General features: G+C 69.8%; 17 protein-coding genes. 5 read left to right on the top strand and 12 right to left on the bottom strand.

Translation table 11 applies throughout. The features are described 5' to 3' along the window. Positions 1-47: 47 nt before the first annotated feature. Entirely contained in the window at positions 48-422 is a 375-nt protein-coding gene (locus RALTA_RS26570) for a hypothetical protein (protein WP_012357073.1), read from the top strand. A gap of 102 nt (positions 423-524) precedes the next feature. On the opposite strand, the gene RALTA_RS26575 is transcribed toward RALTA_RS26570, so the two are convergent. The 3 genes from RALTA_RS26575 to RALTA_RS26585 all read right to left on the bottom strand — a co-directional run bounded on the left by RALTA_RS26575 (position 525) and on the right by RALTA_RS26585 (position 4,198). Beyond that, complete coding sequence (locus tag RALTA_RS26575; protein WP_041232670.1) at positions 525-1,097, bottom strand: hypothetical protein; 573 nt, start codon at positions 1,095-1,097, stop codon at positions 525-527. Positions 1,098-1,129: 32 nt separating this feature from the next. Then, positions 1,130-2,287 carry an acyl-CoA dehydrogenase family protein gene (locus RALTA_RS26580; protein WP_012357075.1) on the bottom strand — a complete coding sequence of 386 codons (1,158 nt, stop codon included), beginning with the start codon at positions 2,285-2,287 and terminating at the stop codon, positions 1,130-1,132. A 129-nt stretch (positions 2,288-2,416) separates the two neighbouring features. Next, positions 2,417-4,198: an OPT/YSL family transporter gene (locus RALTA_RS26585; RefSeq protein WP_012357076.1), complete on the bottom strand. Its 1,782-nt coding sequence runs from the start codon at positions 4,196-4,198 to the stop codon at positions 2,417-2,419. A 184-nt stretch (positions 4,199-4,382) separates the two neighbouring features. On the opposite strand from RALTA_RS26585, the gene RALTA_RS26590 reads away from it, so the two are divergent. From RALTA_RS26590 to RALTA_RS26600, 3 genes are read left to right on the top strand one after another with little or no spacing between them, the layout of a single operon-like run. Continuing rightward, positions 4,383-6,071: an FAD-dependent oxidoreductase gene (locus RALTA_RS26590; protein ID WP_012357077.1), complete on the top strand. Its 1,689-nt coding sequence runs from the start codon at positions 4,383-4,385 to the stop codon at positions 6,069-6,071. Next, positions 6,061-6,288: a hypothetical protein gene (locus tag RALTA_RS26595; protein ID WP_012357078.1), complete on the top strand. Its 228-nt coding sequence runs from the start codon at positions 6,061-6,063 to the stop codon at positions 6,286-6,288. The genes RALTA_RS26590 and RALTA_RS26595 overlap by 11 nt, the downstream gene beginning before the upstream one ends. Beyond that, on the top strand, positions 6,285-6,758 hold the full coding sequence (locus RALTA_RS26600) for a MarR family winged helix-turn-helix transcriptional regulator (RefSeq protein ID WP_012357079.1): 474 nt from the start codon (positions 6,285-6,287) through the stop codon (positions 6,756-6,758). Before RALTA_RS26595 ends, RALTA_RS26600 begins: the two co-directional genes overlap by 4 nt. A 4-nt stretch (positions 6,759-6,762) precedes the next feature. On the opposite strand, the gene RALTA_RS26605 is transcribed toward RALTA_RS26600, so the two are convergent. From RALTA_RS26605 to zwf, 6 genes are all read right to left on the bottom strand, one after another. Continuing rightward, a complete protein-coding gene (locus RALTA_RS26605; protein WP_012357080.1) occupies positions 6,763-7,218 on the bottom strand; it encodes a YccF domain-containing protein in 456 nt (151 codons plus the stop codon). A gap of 343 nt (positions 7,219-7,561) precedes the next feature. Further along, complete coding sequence (locus RALTA_RS26610) at positions 7,562-8,887, bottom strand: sensor histidine kinase (RefSeq protein ID WP_012357081.1); 1,326 nt, start codon at positions 8,885-8,887, stop codon at positions 7,562-7,564. After that, a complete protein-coding gene (locus RALTA_RS26615) occupies positions 8,887-9,600 on the bottom strand; it encodes a response regulator (protein ID WP_012357082.1) in 714 nt (237 codons plus the stop codon). Before RALTA_RS26615 ends, RALTA_RS26610 begins: the two co-directional genes overlap by 1 nt. Before the next feature lie 2 nt (positions 9,601-9,602). After that, entirely contained in the window at positions 9,603-10,613 is a 1,011-nt protein-coding gene (gene glk / locus RALTA_RS26620) for a glucokinase (protein WP_012357083.1), read from the bottom strand. A gap of 43 nt (positions 10,614-10,656) precedes the next feature. Then, positions 10,657-11,337, bottom strand: a complete 681-nt coding sequence (gene pgl, locus RALTA_RS26625; RefSeq protein ID WP_012357084.1) for a 6-phosphogluconolactonase — start codon at positions 11,335-11,337, stop codon at positions 10,657-10,659. Between the two features lie 35 nt (positions 11,338-11,372). Beyond that, positions 11,373-12,830: a glucose-6-phosphate dehydrogenase gene (gene zwf / locus RALTA_RS26630; protein WP_012357085.1), complete on the bottom strand. Its 1,458-nt coding sequence runs from the start codon at positions 12,828-12,830 to the stop codon at positions 11,373-11,375. A 206-nt stretch (positions 12,831-13,036) separates the two neighbouring features. Between zwf and edd the strand changes: the two genes are divergently transcribed. Next, a complete protein-coding gene (gene edd / locus RALTA_RS26635; protein WP_012357086.1) occupies positions 13,037-14,884 on the top strand; it encodes a phosphogluconate dehydratase in 1,848 nt (615 codons plus the stop codon). Here edd and RALTA_RS26640 read toward each other — a convergent pair. From RALTA_RS26640 to RALTA_RS26650, 3 genes are all read right to left on the bottom strand, one after another. Continuing rightward, positions 14,881-15,828, bottom strand: coding sequence for a mechanosensitive ion channel family protein (locus RALTA_RS26640; protein WP_012357087.1), 948 nt, complete (start codon positions 15,826-15,828; stop codon positions 14,881-14,883). The two genes, edd and RALTA_RS26640, sit on opposite strands and share 4 nt — an antisense overlap. A 317-nt stretch (positions 15,829-16,145) precedes the next feature. Continuing rightward, a complete protein-coding gene (locus RALTA_RS26645; protein WP_012357088.1) occupies positions 16,146-17,024 on the bottom strand; it encodes a helix-turn-helix domain-containing protein in 879 nt (292 codons plus the stop codon). A 180-nt stretch (positions 17,025-17,204) separates the two neighbouring features. Next, positions 17,205-18,452, bottom strand: a complete 1,248-nt coding sequence (locus RALTA_RS26650) for an MFS transporter (RefSeq protein ID WP_041232671.1) — start codon at positions 18,450-18,452, stop codon at positions 17,205-17,207. Positions 18,453-18,790: the final 338 nt, after the last annotated feature.

Here is an 18,790-nt window from a genome sequence, read left to right on the forward strand (position 1 = left end):
GGGTTGACTGTATATTCGTACAGTATAAGTCGATACAAGAGGTGTGGATGTCAATCGTGCGAGCTGGCAGCAAGGCAGAAGCGCTCAGGCTTCTGGCCTCGGAAGGCGTGCTGGCGCTTGAGCTGGACTACGAGACCGGATGGCAGGACGCCGTCGAACTTGGCAGGCTCGGAGAAAAGCGCGGTATCAAGGTGCAGTATCGCGGACAAGAGAGCATCGCCGTCCGTTCCCGCGAGGCCCTGATCGAAGGGCTGGCCAAACCCAAGGCCACATTCCGTCAACGCAATCTCTATTGCCAGTTCGATCTCGGCACGCTGGCGGACCATGAACTACTCGACCTCGAAGCCAAGGCCACGCGGCTTGGGGACTATATTCTCGCCGGCCACCTGCTGCGCGAGGTCGACGGCGTGTGGCCGCAGTAAGCGGCCTGGGCCCGCCTGCGTTCACCATGAAATAAAGAAGCCGCCCTGCAGGCGGCTTCTGTTACGTCGTGCCGGTCACGGCGGTCACGCCAATCCCCCGGATCAATGCCAGACCCGCGTCGCGTTGGTCCAGCGCGCCGCGCATGACTGCGCCACCGGCGCGTCGATGATGTCGTTGGCGGCATCGTCGGCCGGTGCCGCCGCGGCAGTCTCCAGCGCGGTGCGCCACAGCACTGCCGACACCAGCGTCTTGCACTGGCGGCGTTCGCCATGCGCCAGCGCCAACAGCCGCTCGTAGCCGTCGATCACGATCAGGCGGTCGCCATGGCGCGGCTGCAGCGTAAGCGTGAACAGGTGGTCGCACTCGCACTGCATGCGGCCGCCGCTGACCGCCACCACGATGGCGCCGGGCAAGGCGATGCCGCTGCCGTGCACCTCGGCGCGCAGGCGCGCCAGGTGCGCCTGCACGCGCGGGTCCGGGGCGGCGCCGACGCTGGCCGCCATCTGCGCGGGCAGCGCCGAGAGTGCCATCAGCTCGGCCGGCGACACCGCCAGCGTGTACGCCTGCAGCATGGGGCGATAGGTCGCCACCACCGCGCGCAGCCGGTGCGGCGCGCTGTCATCATGCCCTGCGTGCGGCGCACCGTCGGGCCCGCGAAACTGCATCGTGTCCATGTCCACTCCTGCCACGCCGGGCCGTTGGGGGGTCAGTCGCGCAGCAGATGCTTGGCGATGATCATCTGCTGGATCTGCGTGGTGCCTTCATACAGGCGCAGCAGGCGCACATCGCGGTAGAAGCGCTCGGCCTTGTATTCGGCGATATAGCCGGCGCCACCGTGGATCTGCACCGCGCGGTCGGCAACGCGGCCCACCATCTCGGTACAGAACATCTTGGTGCACGAAGCCAGCATGCTGACTTCCGGATCGCTCTTGCCGGCGGGCTTGGCGTCGTAGCGCTGGGCACAGTCGCGCACCATCGACAGGCCCGCGTAGAGCTCGGCCTGGCTGTCAGCCAGCATCGCCTGGATCAGCTGGAAGTCGCCGATCGGGCGGCCGAACTGCTTGCGCTCCTTGGCATACGCCACTGCATCGGTGATGAGCCGGTGCGCCATGCCGCAGGCCAGCGCCGACAGGTGCAGGCGGCCGCGGTCCAGCACCTTCATGGCGGTCTTGAAGCCCACCCCCGGCACGCCGCCGATAATGTTGGCGGCCGGCACGCGCACGTTCTCGAGCACCACGTCGCAGGTCTTGGTGCCGCGCTGGCCCATCTTCTTGTCGGGCTTGCCCAGCGAGATGCCCGGGGTGTCGGCCGGCACGATGAACGACGAAATGCCGCCGGCGCCGGGTCCGCCGGTGCGCGCCATCAGCGTGAAGGCGCCCGCGCGCGGCGCGTTGGTGATGAAGCGCTTGGTGCCGTTGATCACATAGTGGTCGCCGTCCAGCTCCGCCTTGGTCTGCAGCGACGCCGCATCGGAGCCGGCGTTGGGCTCGGTCAGCGCGAACGAGATGATCATCTCGCCGCTGGCGATGCGCGGCAGGTACTGCTGCTTCTGTTCCTCGGTGCCGTCCATCAGGATGCCCTGCGAACCGATGCCGACGTTGGTGCCGAAGACCGAGCGGAAGGCGAACGCGGTATGGCCGAGGTCGTAGACCACATCGCATTCCTGCGACATCGACAGGCCGATGCCGCCGTAGTTCTCGGGGATGGAGATGCCGAACAGCCCCATCTCCTTCATGTCGGCGACGATGTCGGCGGGCACGTCGTCGGTTTCCTCCAGCGTGTCTTCGGCGGGCTTCAGGCGTTCGTCGATGAAACGCTGCACCGAGGCGCGCAGCAGGGCAAAGGATTCTTGGTCTAGGGCCATGAGGATTCTCCGGGTCAAGCCAGTTCGTCAGTCTGGCCGCCTATGGTACGCCGGTGGCAAGATTTGACAATCCATTGGTTCTTGGACAGAAGCGTCAGCAAAATTTGACAATCGGCAGCTACGCCCCCCTCACGCGACGGACAGCAAGCCGGCCATGCCAATGGCCAGCGCCGCCAGCGCATCCCCCGCAATCAGCCCCCCGCCCAGCAGCGACGCGGTATTCATGTCGCGTGGCAGGCCTTGCCGGCCGGCACCGGGGGCGCCGAGCGCAGCGCCCACGCTGGCCAGCACGCCACCCGCGGCCATCCAAGCTGCCGCCGCCAGGTTGACAAAGCCGCCGAACGACGACGCATAGGGCGACGGCAGGATCACCGCGTCCAGCACGAAATCCGCAGCCTGCCCGCGCCGTCCGGAACGCGCAAAGCGCTGCCAGGCAGAATGGCCAAGGATGGCGCGGCGCAACAGCGCGGTGGCCAGCCCGATGCCGAGGCCCGCCGCCACCGCCAGGTACTGGCCGGCGCGGTCCTGCGACAAGCCATGCAACACGCCCACGATCTTGTAGGTCATGGCCGAAGTCCAGCGCGCCGGCTGCTGGTCGGCCGGCAGGCGGGTCTGGTCCAGCGCCAGCACCGGATAGGCCTGCAGGAACAGCCGCGCCATCGCCACCGCGACCAGTGCGCCGACCACGATGCCCGCCACCTGGTAGCCGAACTGCACCATGCGGTCGCTGCCCAGGCGCCAGCCGGTGGAGCGGTCCTGCTGCATGTCGCTGGCTTCGGCCGTGGCCACCAGCAATACCGTGGCGGCGATCAGGCCGACCTGCGGCGCGCGCAGGCCCGCGGCCGCCATCAGGATCACCGACAGCACGAATGCCGACGAAATCGGGTTCTGGTCGACCATGCCGACCGAAATGCCGTTGACCAGCGCAAACACCAGCGCCAGCAGCACGGCGATCAACTGGAATGCCAGCGGCTGCCCGAACCACATCACCCCCGCTGCCACCGTGGCTGCGCCCCACAGCAGGGCCCACGCCGCCACCCAGCCCATGCCCGGTCCCCGCCGTTGCTCCGCCGGACGCGGCTTGTGCTGCGCCCGCCAGCGCCGGCACGCCTGCGCCAGCAACTGCGCCAGGTCGACGACCGCCGCGCCCAGGATCATGCCCAATGCCACCAGGAAGGTGGCCTTGCGATAGGGCTCGCCCGGCGCGAGCCAGCCGGCGGCGATGAACCACGGCGTCATGGCCCAGCCCGCCAGCCCGCCCACCAGCGCGGCAACGCCCACGCGCGCGCCGACGATCATGCCGGCGCCGAAGGTCGCCGCGGACAGGTCCAGCGCCGCCAGCCACGGCACGCGCCCGGACCCAAGCCCGCTCGCCAGCCCCAGTGCCATGCCGCCGCCAAGCCGCGCCACCGAGCGCCGCAGCAGCGCGGGGTCGGTCAGCGCGCGCAGGATGTTGGCCACCGCCAGCCCGGAGGGAAAGGTCAACTGCATGCGGTCCACCAGCAACGGCGTATAAAGCATGCCCACGCCCACCCCGAACATGCCGATGCACAGCAAGTACAGCACCAGTTGCCAGAGCGGCGGCTGCGCCATGCCCAGCCATGCCATCGCCTGCAGCACCACCGCCATGCCGCCCATGCCCGCCACCGATGCCGCCGCGGTCTGGATGTAGTTGGCGCCATGGCGGCCGGATGCGCCGTAGCCGGCGGTCACCACCGAGCCCAGGATGCCGGCCAGCACCTGCCCGCCGACAAAGAACCCCAGCGAGAAATTCATGTATGCCGCGGCGACGCCGCCCAGCGGACCGAGCACGAGCATGCCGGCCGCGCCCAGCATCAGGTGGTATTGCCAGCTGCCCGGCGGTGGCAGCCAGGCCGCGCGTGGCGCGGCATCGGTAGGCAGGACGGGCATGGCGGGGTGCCTTCAGCGGAACAGTGTGCCTGTTACGAAGCATAGGCGAGGCCTGGCCCCGCGGTGGCGGCTGGTTTGCGTTACCGCAGTACCGGCGCGGACCGCGGGGTTTACACTAGTTTCGCACGCAACTAAATAGCCGATATAGTTGCGCCCACAACTATCTCATAGACCCTAGCCAGCCATGCCAGACCTGCACGCACCTCGCCTGCCGGTGCCGCCCGCACCGCCGCCCGATTCGTCCCGCCCCTGGCCGCAGCGCATCCCGGTACTGATTGCCGGCGGCGGCCCGGTCGGCCTGACCCTGGCCGCGCTGCTGGCGCGCCAGGGCATTGCCGCGCTGGTGGTGGAAGCCGACGACGGCTACTGCGCCGGCAGCCGCGCAATCTGCATGGCGCGGCGCTCGCTGGAAATCCTGGGCTGGGCCGGCGCCGACCGGGCCACGGTAGCAACCGGCCTGCCGTGGGTCGGCGGGCGCAGCTACTACCGCGACACGCAAGTGCTGCACTTCCAGATGCCGAGCGAGCCGGGCGAGCGCTTTGCGCCGATGGTCAACATCCAGCAGTACTACCTGGAGGCCTTCGCCCACGATGCCGCGCTGCGCGGCGCGTCGCCCGCCGACGTGCGCTTCGGCGCGCGCCTGCGGACGCTGCGCCAGCACCCCGGCGGCGTGGTCGCCGAGATCGAGACCGGCGACGGCGTGGTGCAGGTCGATGCGCAATGGCTGGTGGCTTGCGACGGCGGACGCAGCACGGTGCGCGAGCAACTGGGCCTGCGCATGGAGGGTACCCAGTACGAAGGCCGCTACGTGATCGTCGATATCGTGCAGAAAACCCGGCGCGAGGTGGAGCGGCTCGCGTGGTTCGACCCGCCCTCCAATCCCGGCTCGACCCTGCTGATGCACCGGCAGCCCGACGATGTCTGGCGCATCGACTACCAGATCCGCGACGACGAAGACCCCGACGAGGCGGTCAGGCCCGAGAACGTGCTGCCGCGCGTGCAGAGCCACCTGGACATGATCGGCGAGACCGAGCCGTGGCGGCCGCTGTGGATCTCGATGTACAACGCCAAGTGCCTGACCCTGCAGGACTACCGCCATGGCCGCGTGCTGTTCGCCGGCGACGCCGCGCACCTGGTGCCGATCTTCGGCGTGCGCGGGCTCAATTCTGGACTGGACGATGCCGGCAACCTGGCGTGGAAGCTGGCCTGGGTGCTGCGCGGCGAGGCCGGCGACAGCCTGCTCGATACCTACTCCGCCGAGCGCCTGCACGCCACGCGCCAGAACCTTGCCTACGGCGCCAAGAGCACCGAGTTCATGGCGCCGCCCGATTTCGCCTTCAGGCTGATGCGCGAGGCCACGCTGCGGCTGGCGCCGTCCGAGCCGGCGGTGCGTTCGCTGATCAATCCGCGCCAGTCGGCACCGATTGTCTATGTCGATTCGGCGCTGAACGGTCCCAGCGACTTCGGCACCGACTGCCCGGGCGCGGCACCGGGCGTGCCCGCGCCAGAACTGCGCGTAGACGGGCCGGACGGCATCCGGCATCTGACGCAATGCTTCGGGCAGCGCTTCACGCTGCTCTGGTTCCGGCATGGCGGCGATCGAGCGGCGCTGCCCGAGCCGCTGGCCGCGCTCACGCAGGAACATCGACAAGCCGTGCAAGCGTACCAGGTCGTCACCGGCGCCGCGGGCGTCGGAGACGACCTGGCCGACGTCGACGGCAAGGCCCACGCCCGCTATGGTGCCAACCCCGGCACGCTGTACCTGATCCGTCCCGATGGCTATGTGCTGGCACGCTGGCGCGAACCGTCATGGGACGCCGTGCGCGCCACTCTCGCCCCCCTGCTGCAATCCGGAGCCCGCCATGCAAGCTGAAGACCTCGACCAGGCCTATACCCGACTGTGCGAAGCCATGGGCCGCACCGGCGAAGCGCGCGCGCCGCTGCTGCTCGCAATGGTGTGCCTGGGCCTGATGAGCCGCCAGCAAGCGCTGGCGCCGGTGCTGGCGCTGATCGACGAGGCTGAGGCGCGCAGCCGGCAAGAGGGGCCCGGGGGCTCTACAATGCCGACGCCCGAAACCGAAACGCCATGAAGCCACTGCCACGCCTCGAACAGTTCCTGACCTACCGCCTGCACCAGGTCAACAAGCTCAGCGACAAGGACAGCGCCGCCGCCTACCTGGAGCAATGCGGGCTGCTGCTCAGCGAGGGGCGCTGCCTGGCGGCGATCGGGGCGTTCGCGCCGCTGTCGGTCAATGCCCTGGCGCAGCGCGCCAACCTGACCAAGGGCCAGGCCAGCCGCTCGGCACAGGCGCTGGTGGCGCGCGGGCTGGTCAGCAAGGAAGCCAGCGCGGCCGACGGGCGCGGCGTGGTGCTGTCGCTGACGGCGCAGGGCAAGCCGCTGTACCGGCAGGCGATCGCCATGATCGCCCGGCGCAATGAAGAGATCTTCGGCTGCCTGAGTGAAGACGAGCAGGCGCTGCTGGGCAGCCTGCTCGACCGGCTGGTGGCGCACGCCGGCCAGCAGGACGCGGAAGCCCCCGACGACGACGCGGACGCCTGAGCGCTCAGCGGCGCAGGTTGTCCACCTGCGCGCGGGCGCCGTCGCGGCGCGCGGCGTCGGCCATCTCGTTGCTGACCACGGTCTGGCCGATCGGCGCCAGCGCGATGCCGGCCAGCTTCAGGTGCTGGATCGCGAACGGAATGCCGATGATGGTCACGAAGTTGGCGAACGCCGCCATGACATGGCCGATGGCCAGCCACACGCCGGCAAAGACAAACCACAGCACATTGCCCACCAGCCCGAGCGCGCCGGTGCCGACATCGTCGCGCCCGGTCAGCTCGCGCCGGCTGATGGCCTGCTTGCCGAACGGAAAGAAGGTGAAGGTGCCGATCACGAAGCAGGCCTTGCCCCAGGGAATGCCGATGATCGAGACAAAGGCCAGCAGTCCTGCCAGCCACCAGGCCAGGCCCATCACCACGCCGCCAAGGATGAACCAGAGGAAGTTGCCGATCGCACGCATGCTGTCGTTTCGCCAGTGAGGGGAGGAACACGCATGATACGCAATGGCGGCGCGCCGGCATGGCGCCAAACGGCCTGCGCGGTAAAAGCGTACCCGTTTCTGCGTGCTGCGGCGGGGCCTGGCAAAGCCATGCCGCGGCGCCTTTGGCGCCTCCAGTAACGCTTGATTTAGCTGCGTAGCCAACACATGCAACCGCGCCGTGTCCCCAGCCTGCGGGGGCGAAGCGTACCCGTTTCTGCGCGCCGATCGATTGGATGTCGCCTTCGGCAAGCCTGCGCAAGGCGGAAGAAAAACCAGATCTGCGCACCCGCTTCAGCCAATTGCGCAACGGGCAGGCCGCAGGCTAAGCCGGAAACACCACCCTGACCCGCAACCCCGGCCCGGCATCCTCCAGCACCACCCTCGCGCCATGCGACTGCGCGATCTCGGCGACGATGGCGAGCCCCAGGCCGCTGCCGCCGGTCGGCGCATCGGCCACGCGATAGAAGCGGTCGAACACGCGCGCGCGTTCTTCGGCTGGGATGCCGGGTCCGTTGTCGCTGACCACCAGTTCCACGCTGCGCCCGTCGCTGCCGCGCCGCACCGCCACGTCGATGCGCCCGCCGGCGGGGATGTACGCCAGCGCGTTGTCCACCAGGTTGGTCAGCAGGATGCGCAAGGCATCGGCATCGCCGCGTACCACGGCAGGCGCGGCGTTGGCGCTGCCGTCCAGTCCCAGGTCGATGTCGCGATCGAGCGCGGCCTGCGCCATGTCGGCGACCACGGCCGCGGCCAGCTGATGCAGTTCCACCGGTTCGTGCGGGGGCACGGCCGCGCCGGGTTCCTGCCGCGCCAGCGTCAGCAGCTGCGTGACCAGATGGGTCAGCCGCTCCAGCCCCTGGCGCAGCTTGGCGATGGCTTCGTCGCGCGCGGCGCCGTCGTCGGCACGCTCGACCAGTTGTGCCTGCAGCTGCAGCGCGGTCAGCGGCGTGCGCAGCGCGTGCGCGGCATCGGCGACGAAGGCGCGCTGGGTGTCGATGGCATGCGAGAGCCGCGCCAGCAGCTGGTTCAGCGCGGCGCTCAGCGGCGCGATCTCGTCGGGCATGGGGCGCACCGCAAGCGGCGCCAGCGTGTTGGCGTCGCGCGCGCGCACCTCGGTGGCGATCTCGCGCAGCGGCCGCAGGCCGCGGCCCACCGCCATCCACACCAGCCAGCCCAGCAGCGGCAGCAACAGCAGCAGCGGCGCCACGGTGCGCAGCGCCATGCGCGCGGCCAGCGTGCGGCGCGCGCTCATCGGCTGCGCAATCTGCACCACGGCGGGCCCCAGCTGCATGCTGTACAGCCGCCATTCGCCCTGCTGCGTGGTCAGGTTCGAGAAGCCCAGCTCGGCGCGCGCAGGCAATGCCGGATGCGCGTGCGACAAATACAGGCTGCGCCCGGAGCCGTCCCAGATATGGATCACCACATCCTCGTCGGCATGGGCCAGGTCGCCGGGCGCGCCGACGAAGGGCGGCGCCACCGGGTTGGGGAACTGGCTCGGCAGCGCCGCGGCCATCTGCTTCATCTGGTAGTCGAACAGCGCATTGGCCTCCTGCCGCGCCTGCCCGTAGATCAGCGCGGTGGCGATGGCGATCCCGGCGACCAGGCCGGCCGCCAGCCACGCCAGCAGCGTTCGCTGGATCGAGCGCATCAGTTGCCCTCCCCGTCGCCATCCGCCGCCGCTTCGCCGTCCAGGCGCGGTACCACATAGCCGACGCCACGGATATTGCGGATCAGCGCCGCGCCGAACTTCTTGCGCAGCGCGTGGATGTAGACCTCCACGGTATTGCTGCCGACTTCGTCGTCCCAGCCATACAGCCGCTCCTGCAGTTGCGGCACCGACCACACCTTGCCGGGGCGCGCCATCAGCGCGGACAGCAGCGCAAACTCGCGCGCCGACAGCCGCACCGGTTCGCCGCGGCAGGTGGCTTCGCGCGTGGCGGGATTGAGCACGATGTCGCCGTAGGTGACCAGCGGTTCGGCGCGCCCGGCGGCGCGGCGCGCCAGCGCGTGCATGCGCGCAGCCAGTTCCTGCAGGTCGAAGGGCTTGACCAGGTAGTCATCGGCGCCGGCATTGAGGCCGGCGACACGGTCGGCGACGGCATCGCGCGCGGTCAGGATCAGCACCGGCGTGGGCACGCCGCGCGCCCGCAGCGCGCGCAGCACCTCCAGGCCAGGGCGGCGCGGCAGTCCCAGGTCGAGCAGGATCAGGTCATAGCACGCCTGGCCGTCCGCGGCGGTGGTGGCCGCGGCCAGGCCCGCGTCACCGTCGCGCACCCAATCGACGGCAAATCCTTCCTGGCGCAGCGCCAGCTTGACGCTCTCGCCGATCATGGCGTCGTCTTCGACCAGCAGCACGCGCATGGCTAACCGTTCCTCGCGCCGCCAAGGCGCTCGGCCAGCGCATGCGCCAGCCCGGGCAGCGCCGGATGGCTGGCGGTGATGACATGGACCGGCACCGCCTCGAGCCAGCCGCGCATGCGGCCCTTGGCGACAAAGCGCTCGGCGAATACCGAGTCCCGCAGCGCCGGCACGAAGCGCGGCAGGATACCGCCGCCCAGATAAACGCCGCCGCGCGCACCGATCACCAGCGCGATATCGGCCGCAACCGAGCCCAGCAGCCCGAAGAACACCGCCATGGCGCGCTGGCACAGCGGGTCGTTGCGCTCGAAGGCGCCCGCGGTGACCTGCGCCGGCTGCAGCGGCGCGAGCAAAAGCGTACCCGTTTCTGCGGCCAGCGCGGCATGGATATGCGACAGCCCGCTGCCGCTCAGCAGCCGCTCGGCCGAGACCCGGCCGACGTTGCGATGGGCCGCGCGCCACGCGATCCATTCGTCGTCGGTGTCCGGCATCAGCTCGATATGGCCCCCTTCGCCGGCCAGCGCCACGGTCTGCCCGCCCGGTGCCGGCACCAGTCCGGAAACGCCCAGCCCGGTGCCGGGCCCGACCAGCGCCAGCGGCGCGGTGCGCACGGCAGTGCCGGCGCGCACCTGCGCCAGGCTGTCGGCGGGCAGGTGCGGCAGCGCCAGCGCCAGCGCGGTGAAGTCGTTGATGGCCACCAGCGTCTGCAGTCCCAGCGCGCGCCGCATGCCGTCGATCGAGAAGGTCCAGTTGTGATTGGTCAGCCGGACCTGGTCGCCGGTCACGGGATTGGCCAGGCCGATCGCCGCGTGGCGCGGCGTGGGCTGGCCCGCGCCGGCCAGGCCGTCGAGGTACTGGCGCAGCGCGGCCTCGAGCGACGGGAAATCGGACACCTTCAGCGCCGTCACCGGCCCGATCCGCATGGGCGCGGTCTCCAGCGCAAAGCGCACGTTGGTGCCGCCTACATCGCCGAGCAGGCGCGGGAAGTCAGCGGAGAAGGATGCGGTAGTAGCCATGGCAGCGGATCTCGTTTCTCGCGCAAAGGGGCAGGCGCGGCGGTCAGGTCTTGAACACGTCAAACCCGTGCCGGTGCCGCGCCAGCACCAGGCTGACCGGCAATGACGGCGTGGGGCCCTGCAGCGCGCGCGCCAGCACCGCGGCCTTGGCCGCGCCGGACACGGACAGGAACACGCGCTCGGCGGCCAGCAGCGCGGCCAGGTTCAGCGTGATGCGGGCATGCGGCGCCACCGTCGGATGCGTGATGGCGTAGCCCGGCTGCGGCTCGCTCAACGCGTCCTGCAGTTCGGGCGCATCCGGGAACAGCGAGGCGGTATGGCCGTCCTCGCCCATGCCCAGCACCACCACGTCGGGCTGCCGGAACGCGGCGTTGGCACGCGCCACCGCCTGCGCGGGCGCGGCAGCGTCCTGCGCATCGGCAATCAGCGGCACGAAGGCGGCGCTGGCAGCCGCTTCGCGCAGCAGGTGGGCGCGTACCAGCGCGGCGTTGCTGTCGGCGTGGTCGGGCGGCACCACGCGCTCGTCGACCAGCGTGATGGTCACCGCGTCCCAGCGCACGTGCCGGTGGCGCAGCCGCTCGAACATCGCCACCGGCGAGCGTCCGCCCGAGACGGCCAGCACCGCCCAGCCCTTGACGCGCACGGCGAGGTCCAGCGCATTGCCGATCGAGATCGCCAGGGCTTCGGCCTGGTCCATCGGCGTGGGATGTTCAAACAGGCGCATGGCGGCCTCCTTTGCGAGTGGTGCGAGCCGATGGCTCAGGCTTCCTCGTGCCACAGGCCGCCGTCGCGCGACATCAGCGCGGACGACGCCGCCGGGCCCCAGGTGCCGGCGGTATAGGGCTTGGGCGGGACGGTGCTCGCTTCCCACGTGTCGAGAATCGGCTCGACCCAGCGCCACGCCTGCACCTGCTCGTCGCGGCGCACGAACAGGCCGAGCCGGCCGCGGATCACGTCCAGCAGCAGCCGTTCATAAGCGCCGGCGCGGCGCACCTTGAACGAATTGGCGAAGTCCAGGTCGAGCGAGGTGGGCGTCAGTTCCAGCGTATCGCCGGGCTGCTTGACCAGGCAGTACAGGCGGATGCTTTCCTCGGGCTGCAGCTGGATCACCAGCCGGTTCTGCGGCGACTGCGTCAGCGGCCGCGGGAAGATCGCGTGCGGCACGTCGCGGAAGTGGATCACGATCTCGGCCACGCGCGACTGCATGCGCTTGCCCGTGCGCAGGTAGAACGGCACGCCTTCCCAGCGCCAGTTGGCGATCTCGGCCTTGATCGCGACAAAGGTCTCGGTACGGCTGTCTGCCGCGATGCCGGCTTCCTCCAGGTAGCCGGGCACGGGCTTGCCGCCGATCGCGCCGGAGCGGTACTGGCCGCGCACTGTCTTCTCGGCCACGTCCTGCGGCGTGATCGGCTTGAGCGCCTTCAGGATCTTGATCTTCTCGTCGCGGATCGCGTCTTCGCTCAGGCTGGCCGGAGGCTCCATCGCCACCATGCACAGCAGCTGCAGCAGGTGGTTCTGCACCATGTCGCGCAGCGCGCCGGTGCGATCGTAGAAGTCGCCGCGCGTTTCCACGCCGAGTTCTTCGGCGATGGTGATCTGCACGTCCTGCACCCACTCGCGGCGCCACAGCGGCTCGAACAGCGCGTTGCCGAAGCGGATCGCCATCAGGTTCTGCACCGATTCCTTGCCGAGGTAATGGTCGATGCGGTAGATCTGCTCTTCGGCAAAGAACTTCGCCACCGCGGAGTTGATCGCCTCGTTCGATTCCAGGTCATGGCCCAGCGGCTTTTCCAGCACGATGCGGACATTGGGCGCATGGCGGGTGTTCAGGCCGGTGCGCGCCAGCTGCTCGCAGATCGATACGAACAGGTGCGGTGCGGTGGCGAGATAGCACACCACCACCTCGGGCTTGCGCGACAGCAGCTGCCCGGCCAGCGCATCGAAATGCGCCGGCACGCGTGCATCGGCCTGCACGTAGACGATGCGTGCGCAGAACCTGTCCCATGATTCGGGTGGCGCGTGGGCCAGTGCGGGCCGCACGGTCTGCTCCAGCGAGGCGACGTAGTCCGCGCTCGACATCGACTGGCTGCCGGTGGCGAGAATGCGCGCGGCGGGATGCAGCAGGCCCGCGTGATGCGCATCGAACAGGGACGGCAGCAGCTTGCGCCGCGCCAGGTCGCCGGTGCCGCCGAACAGCACCATGTCGAAATCAGGCATGCTCACCCTGCGCTCCTTGAAGATTCGAGTTGTCACGGCCGGCACGCAATGGCCGGCCGGGCTGCGGCCAGTTTACGTGAGTCGCTACGGCTTGGCGAGGCGAGCGTACCCATTTCTGCGTGGTTCGCACCGGCCGCGGGCGCCCTCGGGACGTGCAGGGCCCGGCAAAGTGCGCTAGGCTGAAAGCTCACCCGCAGGAGAACCCCATGCCACGTCATCCAGTGCTCGAGCGGGTCACCGCCCGCATCGTCTCCCGCAGCGCCGCCTCGCGCCAGGCGTATCTTGAGCGCACCCGCGCCATGGCCGGGCAGAAGGTCGAACGCGCACAGCTTTCCTGTACCAACCTGGCGCACGCGGTGGCCGCCATGCCGGACGCCGCCAAGATCCGGCTCAAGGCCGACGAGCGGCCCAACCTGGCCATCGTCTCGGCCTACAACGACATGCTGTCCGCGCACCAGCCGCTGCTGGCCTTCCCGCAATGGCTCAAGGAAGCCGCGCTCGAAGCCGGCGGCACCGCGCAGTTCGCCGGCGGCACGCCGGCGATGTGCGATGGCGTCACGCAGGGACAGGACGGCATGGACCTGTCCCTGTTCTCGCGCGACGTGATCGCGCTGGCCACCGCGGTGGCGCTGTCGCACCAGATGTTCGATGGCGCGCTGTACCTGGGCGTATGCGACAAGATCGTGCCCGGCCTGGTGATGGGCGCGCTGTCCTTCGGCCATTTGCCCGCGGTGTTCGTGCCGGGCGGGCCAATGACCACCGGCATCAGCAACGATGAGAAGGCGCGCACCCGGCAGCTCTATGCCGAAGGCAAGATCGGCCGCAAGGAGCTGCTCGAGGCCGAGACCCGTTCCTACCACGGCCCGGGCACCTGCACGTTCTACGGCACCGCCAATTCCAACCAGATGCTGATGGAAGTGATGGGCCTGCATTTGCCGGGCACGGCTTTCGTCAATCCCAACACGCCGCTGCGCGAGGCGCTCACGCGCGAGGCCGCGCGCCAGGCGCTGAAGCTGGTGCACGGCGGCGAGCGCTATACGCCGGTGGCCGAGGTGCTGGACGAGCGCGCCTTCGTCAACGGCATCGTCGGGCTGCTGGCCACCGGCGGCTCCACCAACCATACGCTGCACCTGATCGCGATGGCGCGCGTGGCCGGCATCGTGCTGAGCTGGGACGATTTCGACGAACTCTCCGCGGTGGTGCCGCTGCTGGCGCGCGTGTACCCCAATGGCAAGGCCGACGTGAACCAGTTCCAGGCCGCCGGCGGGCTGCCGGTGGTGATTCGCGGGCTGCTGGCGCTCGGGCTGCTGCACGACGACGTCACCACCATCGTCGGCCGGGGCCTGCAGGACTACACGCGCGAGCCCGTGCTGCGCGACGGCACGCTGACGTGGATCGACGGCCCGGCCGCACCGCTCGATGACAGCATCGTCCGCGGCGCCGACGCGCCCTTCGCGCCGGACGGCGGCATCAAGCTGCTCGACGGCAGGCTCGGCCGCGCGGTCATCAAGACCTCCGCGGTGAAGCCCGAGCACCAGGTGGTGCAGGCGCCGGCAATCGTGTTCGAGCATCAGGACGATGTGCTGCACGCCTTCAAGCGCGGCGAGCTGGAGCGCGACTTCATCGCGGTGCTGCCGTGGCAGGGCCCGGCATCGTGCGGCATGCCGGAGCTGCACAAGCTCACGCCCACGCTGACGGTGCTGCAGGACCGCGGCTTTCGCGTGGCGCTGGTGACCGACGGACGCATGTCGGGCGCATCGGGCAAGGTTCCGGCAGCCATCCACGTCTGCCCGGAAGCGCTGCGCGGCGGTGCGATCGCGCGCGTGCGCACCGGCGACATGATGCGCGTGGACGCGCCCGCCGGCACGCTCGACGTGCTCGTGCCCGACGACGAATGGCAGGCGCGCACGCCGGCCAGCTCGGACCTCGGCGCCAATCGCCACGGCGTCGGCCGCGACCTGTTCGCAACCTTCCGCCGCCAGGTCAGCACGGCCGAAAGCGGTGCCTGCACGCTGTTTTCGGATGAGGGCGAGGCGCAGGACGCGCACGGCTAGCCGGGCTGCCGCGCCGGCTGGCGCGGCGGCTGGTGCGGTGCGGTGCCGGCCGGCCGCGGCGCCGCCGACGGCGCACTGTCGGCTACTTTCACCACGCCCGGCACCGCGGATGCGCCCGGCACGTGCAGTTCCTGGATCGGCACCGCCAGCTTGCTGCCGGCTTGCTCCAGCACCTGCTTGATGCGCTCGTAGAAGGCGAAGCGCACGTTCCAGTAATCGTCGTTCGAGGTCCAGTAGCGCACGTTCAGCGTGATGCCCTGTTGCGTGTAGTTGACCACCATGGTTTCGGGGGCGGGCTCGGCAAGCAGCCGCGGCTCGCGTGCCAGCATCGCGCGCAGCGCTTCCAGGCTGCGCTGCACGTCGCTGTCGAAGGTCACCGTGGCCTCGATGTCCGCGCGCCGCGTCGCGTTCTCGCTGTAGTTGGTGATGGCGCTGCCCCACAGCTTGCCGTTGGGCACGCGCAGGCAGACGCCGTCGAAGGTGGTCAGCTCGGTCATGAAGAGCCCGGTCTCGCGCACCGTGCCGGCGATTCCCTGCGCATCGATGTACTGGCCCACGCGGAACGGGCGCAGCAGCACCAGCATGATGCCGGCGGCAATGTTCTGCAGGGTGCCCTGCAGCGCCAGCCCGATCGCCAGGCCGGCGGCGCCCAGCATGGCGATGATGCTGGCGGTCTGCACGCCGAACTGCGAGAGCACCAGCACGATGGTCAGCACGCGCACCATCCACTGCAGCGCATTGGCCAGCAGCGGTCGCATGGTGGCGTCAACATGGGTGCGGCCGAGCGCGCCCCGCGCCGCGGTGCCCACGCGGCCGGACAGCCACCAGCCGATGATCAGGATCAGGATGGCCGCCAGGCAGTTCATGCCCTGGTTGATGGCGAACCGGACCAGGTAGGACCAGCCCGCCTCCAGCTGGTTGGCATCGATAAAGTCGAGATTCATGGGAGCGGCTCCGTTTGCGGTTGTTGTCAGGGTTGTCGACGGTGCTGGCCTTGGGCAGATGCGTACCCGCTTCTGCGTGCGGTGCCGGCCTCCGGAGCGCTCTGCCGGAACGCCTTGCACAGGATCCCGTTTGACAAATTAGTGGATATTGAACGCACAATGTCAGACGATCACCAACAAAGCCGGAAACACGACACATAGGAGGGGACAAGCGAAGCGGGAGCGGGTTCCCGCGACTGGCGCGGCAACCGGGTCGCGTCGGCGCCAGGCCTTGCGCCGCAACGGCTGGCGCCGGACAACCCGGACGCCGATGAAGGCTAGGTGCCTGCGCGCCAGGCGCCAGGGGCTACGCCGAATGCGGCCCGGAAACGGCGGCTCAGGTGGCTGGCCGAGGCAAAGCCGGCGCGGACCGCGACTTCGTGCAGCGGGCGGCTCGGATCGGCCAGCAGCTGTTGCGCCCGCTCCAGGCGGGTCTGCAGCACCCACGCATGCGGCGGCATGCCGAACGACACCCGGAACATGCGCGCGAAGTGGAATTCCGACAGTCCCGCCAGGGCCGCCAGTTCGCCCAGCGTCGGGTTGCTTTCCGGATGGCCTTCGATCCAGTCGCGCACGGTCCGCCGTGCCTGCGCCGACAAGCCGCCGCGCCAGTCGGTCGGGGCGGCGCGGCCGGCATGGGTCAGCACCAGGTGGCTGAGCGCCTCGTGGGCCAGCGCATTGCCGGCCATGCGCGCCTCGGGCGACTGCCAGTCGAGCGCGGCAAGCCGCAGGCTCAGGGCATGCAGGCGCGGATCGTCGGCAAAGGTCAGGTCGCGCAGGGCCACCGCGCGCGGCTCGCGGTCGAGCAGGCGCACGCAGTGCCAGGCCAGGGCCTCGGGGCGGAAATACAGATGCAGGAAGCGCTGCGGGCCGCCGACATGCCAGCGCGACTCATGGTCGGCCGGCAACAGGCACAGCCTGCCCGGAGCCCCCTTGTTGTCCGGCTGGTCGCGCCGGAACGTGGCATGACCGCCCTGCAGATAGACCGACATGGTGTGGTGGCCGGGCCGCGCATAGCCGGTGCTGTCGTCCCGGTTGCGCCACAGCGCCACGCCCAGGCCATCGCCCAACGGGGCGGCGCGCTCCAGCGAAGCGCGCGAGCCGCTGAGCGCGGCAAACACCGCGTGGCGCTGGAGCGGATCGGTCGGCAAGGTCATGGGACGCAAGGCATGGCGGGACGCGGACGGGCATGGGCGGCACAACTTTCAGCGACGAAAGTCGACGCGCGAGACCTCACTATACCGCCGTCCGTGCTGCGGCCGCGCACGCAGAAACGGGTACGCTGTGGCCGTCGCCGGGCTGGGTTCGGGCCCGGCTTGCGCGCCCGGTTTCCCGATTCACGCCGGATGTTCATGCAGCTTGTCTCGCGCCGCCAGTGCGGGGAACAGGCGCATCCACACCGCCACCACCAGCAGCGTGCCGACCCCGCCCAGGATCACGGCGCCCACCGGGCCGAGCAGCGCGGCGGTGACGCCGGACTCGAACTCGCCCAGCTGGTTGGAAGCGCCGATAAATACCGAATTGACGGCGCCGACGCGCCCGCGCATGTCGTCGGGCGTATCGAGCTGGACCAGCGTGGAGCGCACCACCACGCTGATCATGTCCGAGGCGCCCAGCACCACCAGCGCCGCCATCGACAGCGGCAGCCACGTCGAGACCCCGAACACGACCGTGGCGACCCCGAATACCGCCACCGCGGCGAACATGACGCGTCCGGCGCGCCGGTTCAGCGGATGGCGCGCCAGCCACAGCGCCATCGCCAGCGCGCCGATCGCCGGCGACGAGCGCAGCAGTCCCAGCCCCCACGGGCCGGTATGCAGGATGTCGCGCGCGTAGATCGGCAGCAGTGCCGCGGCGCCGCCGAGCAGTACCGCGACCATATCCAGCGAAATCGCGCCCAGCAGCACCGGGCGGCTGCGGATATAGGCGAATCCTGCAAAGACGGTGCGCACGCTGACCGGCGCGGTCAGCCGTTGCGCCGCCTGGCGCAGCGTGATGCCGCCCACCAGCAGCGCGGCGATCGCGAACAGCGTCGCGCTCAGCGTGTACACCACCCCCGGGCCCGCCACATAGGCGAAGCCGCCGATGGCCGGGCCGATGATGATGGCGGCCTGCCCGGCCGAGCTGGCCAGCGCCACCGCGCGCGGCAGCTGCCGCGGCGTGACCACGCTGGGCAGCAAGGCCTGCAGCGTCGGGTTCTCGAACGCGCGCGTGGCGCCGATCAGCGCGACGAAGACAAAGATGTGGTGGCTGTCGATCCAGCCGCCCAGGCTGGCGGCGGCCATGCCGGCGGCCAGCATCGCCTCGAGCGACTGGCAAGTGCGCACGATGCGGCGCCGGTCGAAGCGGTCCGCGACGTGGCCCGACATCAGGATCAGCGCCACCGACGGCAGGAACTGCACCAGCCCGACCATGCCCAGCATCAGCGGGTCGCGTGTCAGGTCGTAAATCTGCCAGCCCACCGCCACGGTGAAGATCTGGTAGCCGATGGTGGTGCACAGCCGCGCGAACCAGTAGCGGCGAAAGACGGAATCACGGAAGACGCTGTCCGGCTCGGCGGCCGGAACGGTGGCAGGGGAAGACATCGGAGCGGCAGGAAAGGGGCGGAGATTGCGCGTGGGCACCGGATCAAGCCCGTCGGGATCGCGACCGGCGCCATGCGCAAAGGGCAGATTCTAAAGCGTGGGCTTAATTGCTGCATGCAGATGCCCACGCCTGCACACCAGAGCTGAAAAATGTGCGGAATAAAGCGCGGCGCTTGCCTCGTTGTCAGCACAATGATGCAGAGACGCGACACGCGCAGGCGGCGCAACGCCGGGCTTCTCGCTTTTGAGAATCACTCGCATTTATAATCGCCGCCCATTGGCGCGACCGTCCGGACCACCGCTTCCGGCGCAACGTGACGCGCCGCTCTCCCAGGAAA

This window comes from Cupriavidus taiwanensis LMG 19424 (genome assembly GCF_000069785.1).
GTDB classification, from domain to species: domain Bacteria; phylum Pseudomonadota; class Gammaproteobacteria; order Burkholderiales; family Burkholderiaceae; genus Cupriavidus; species Cupriavidus taiwanensis.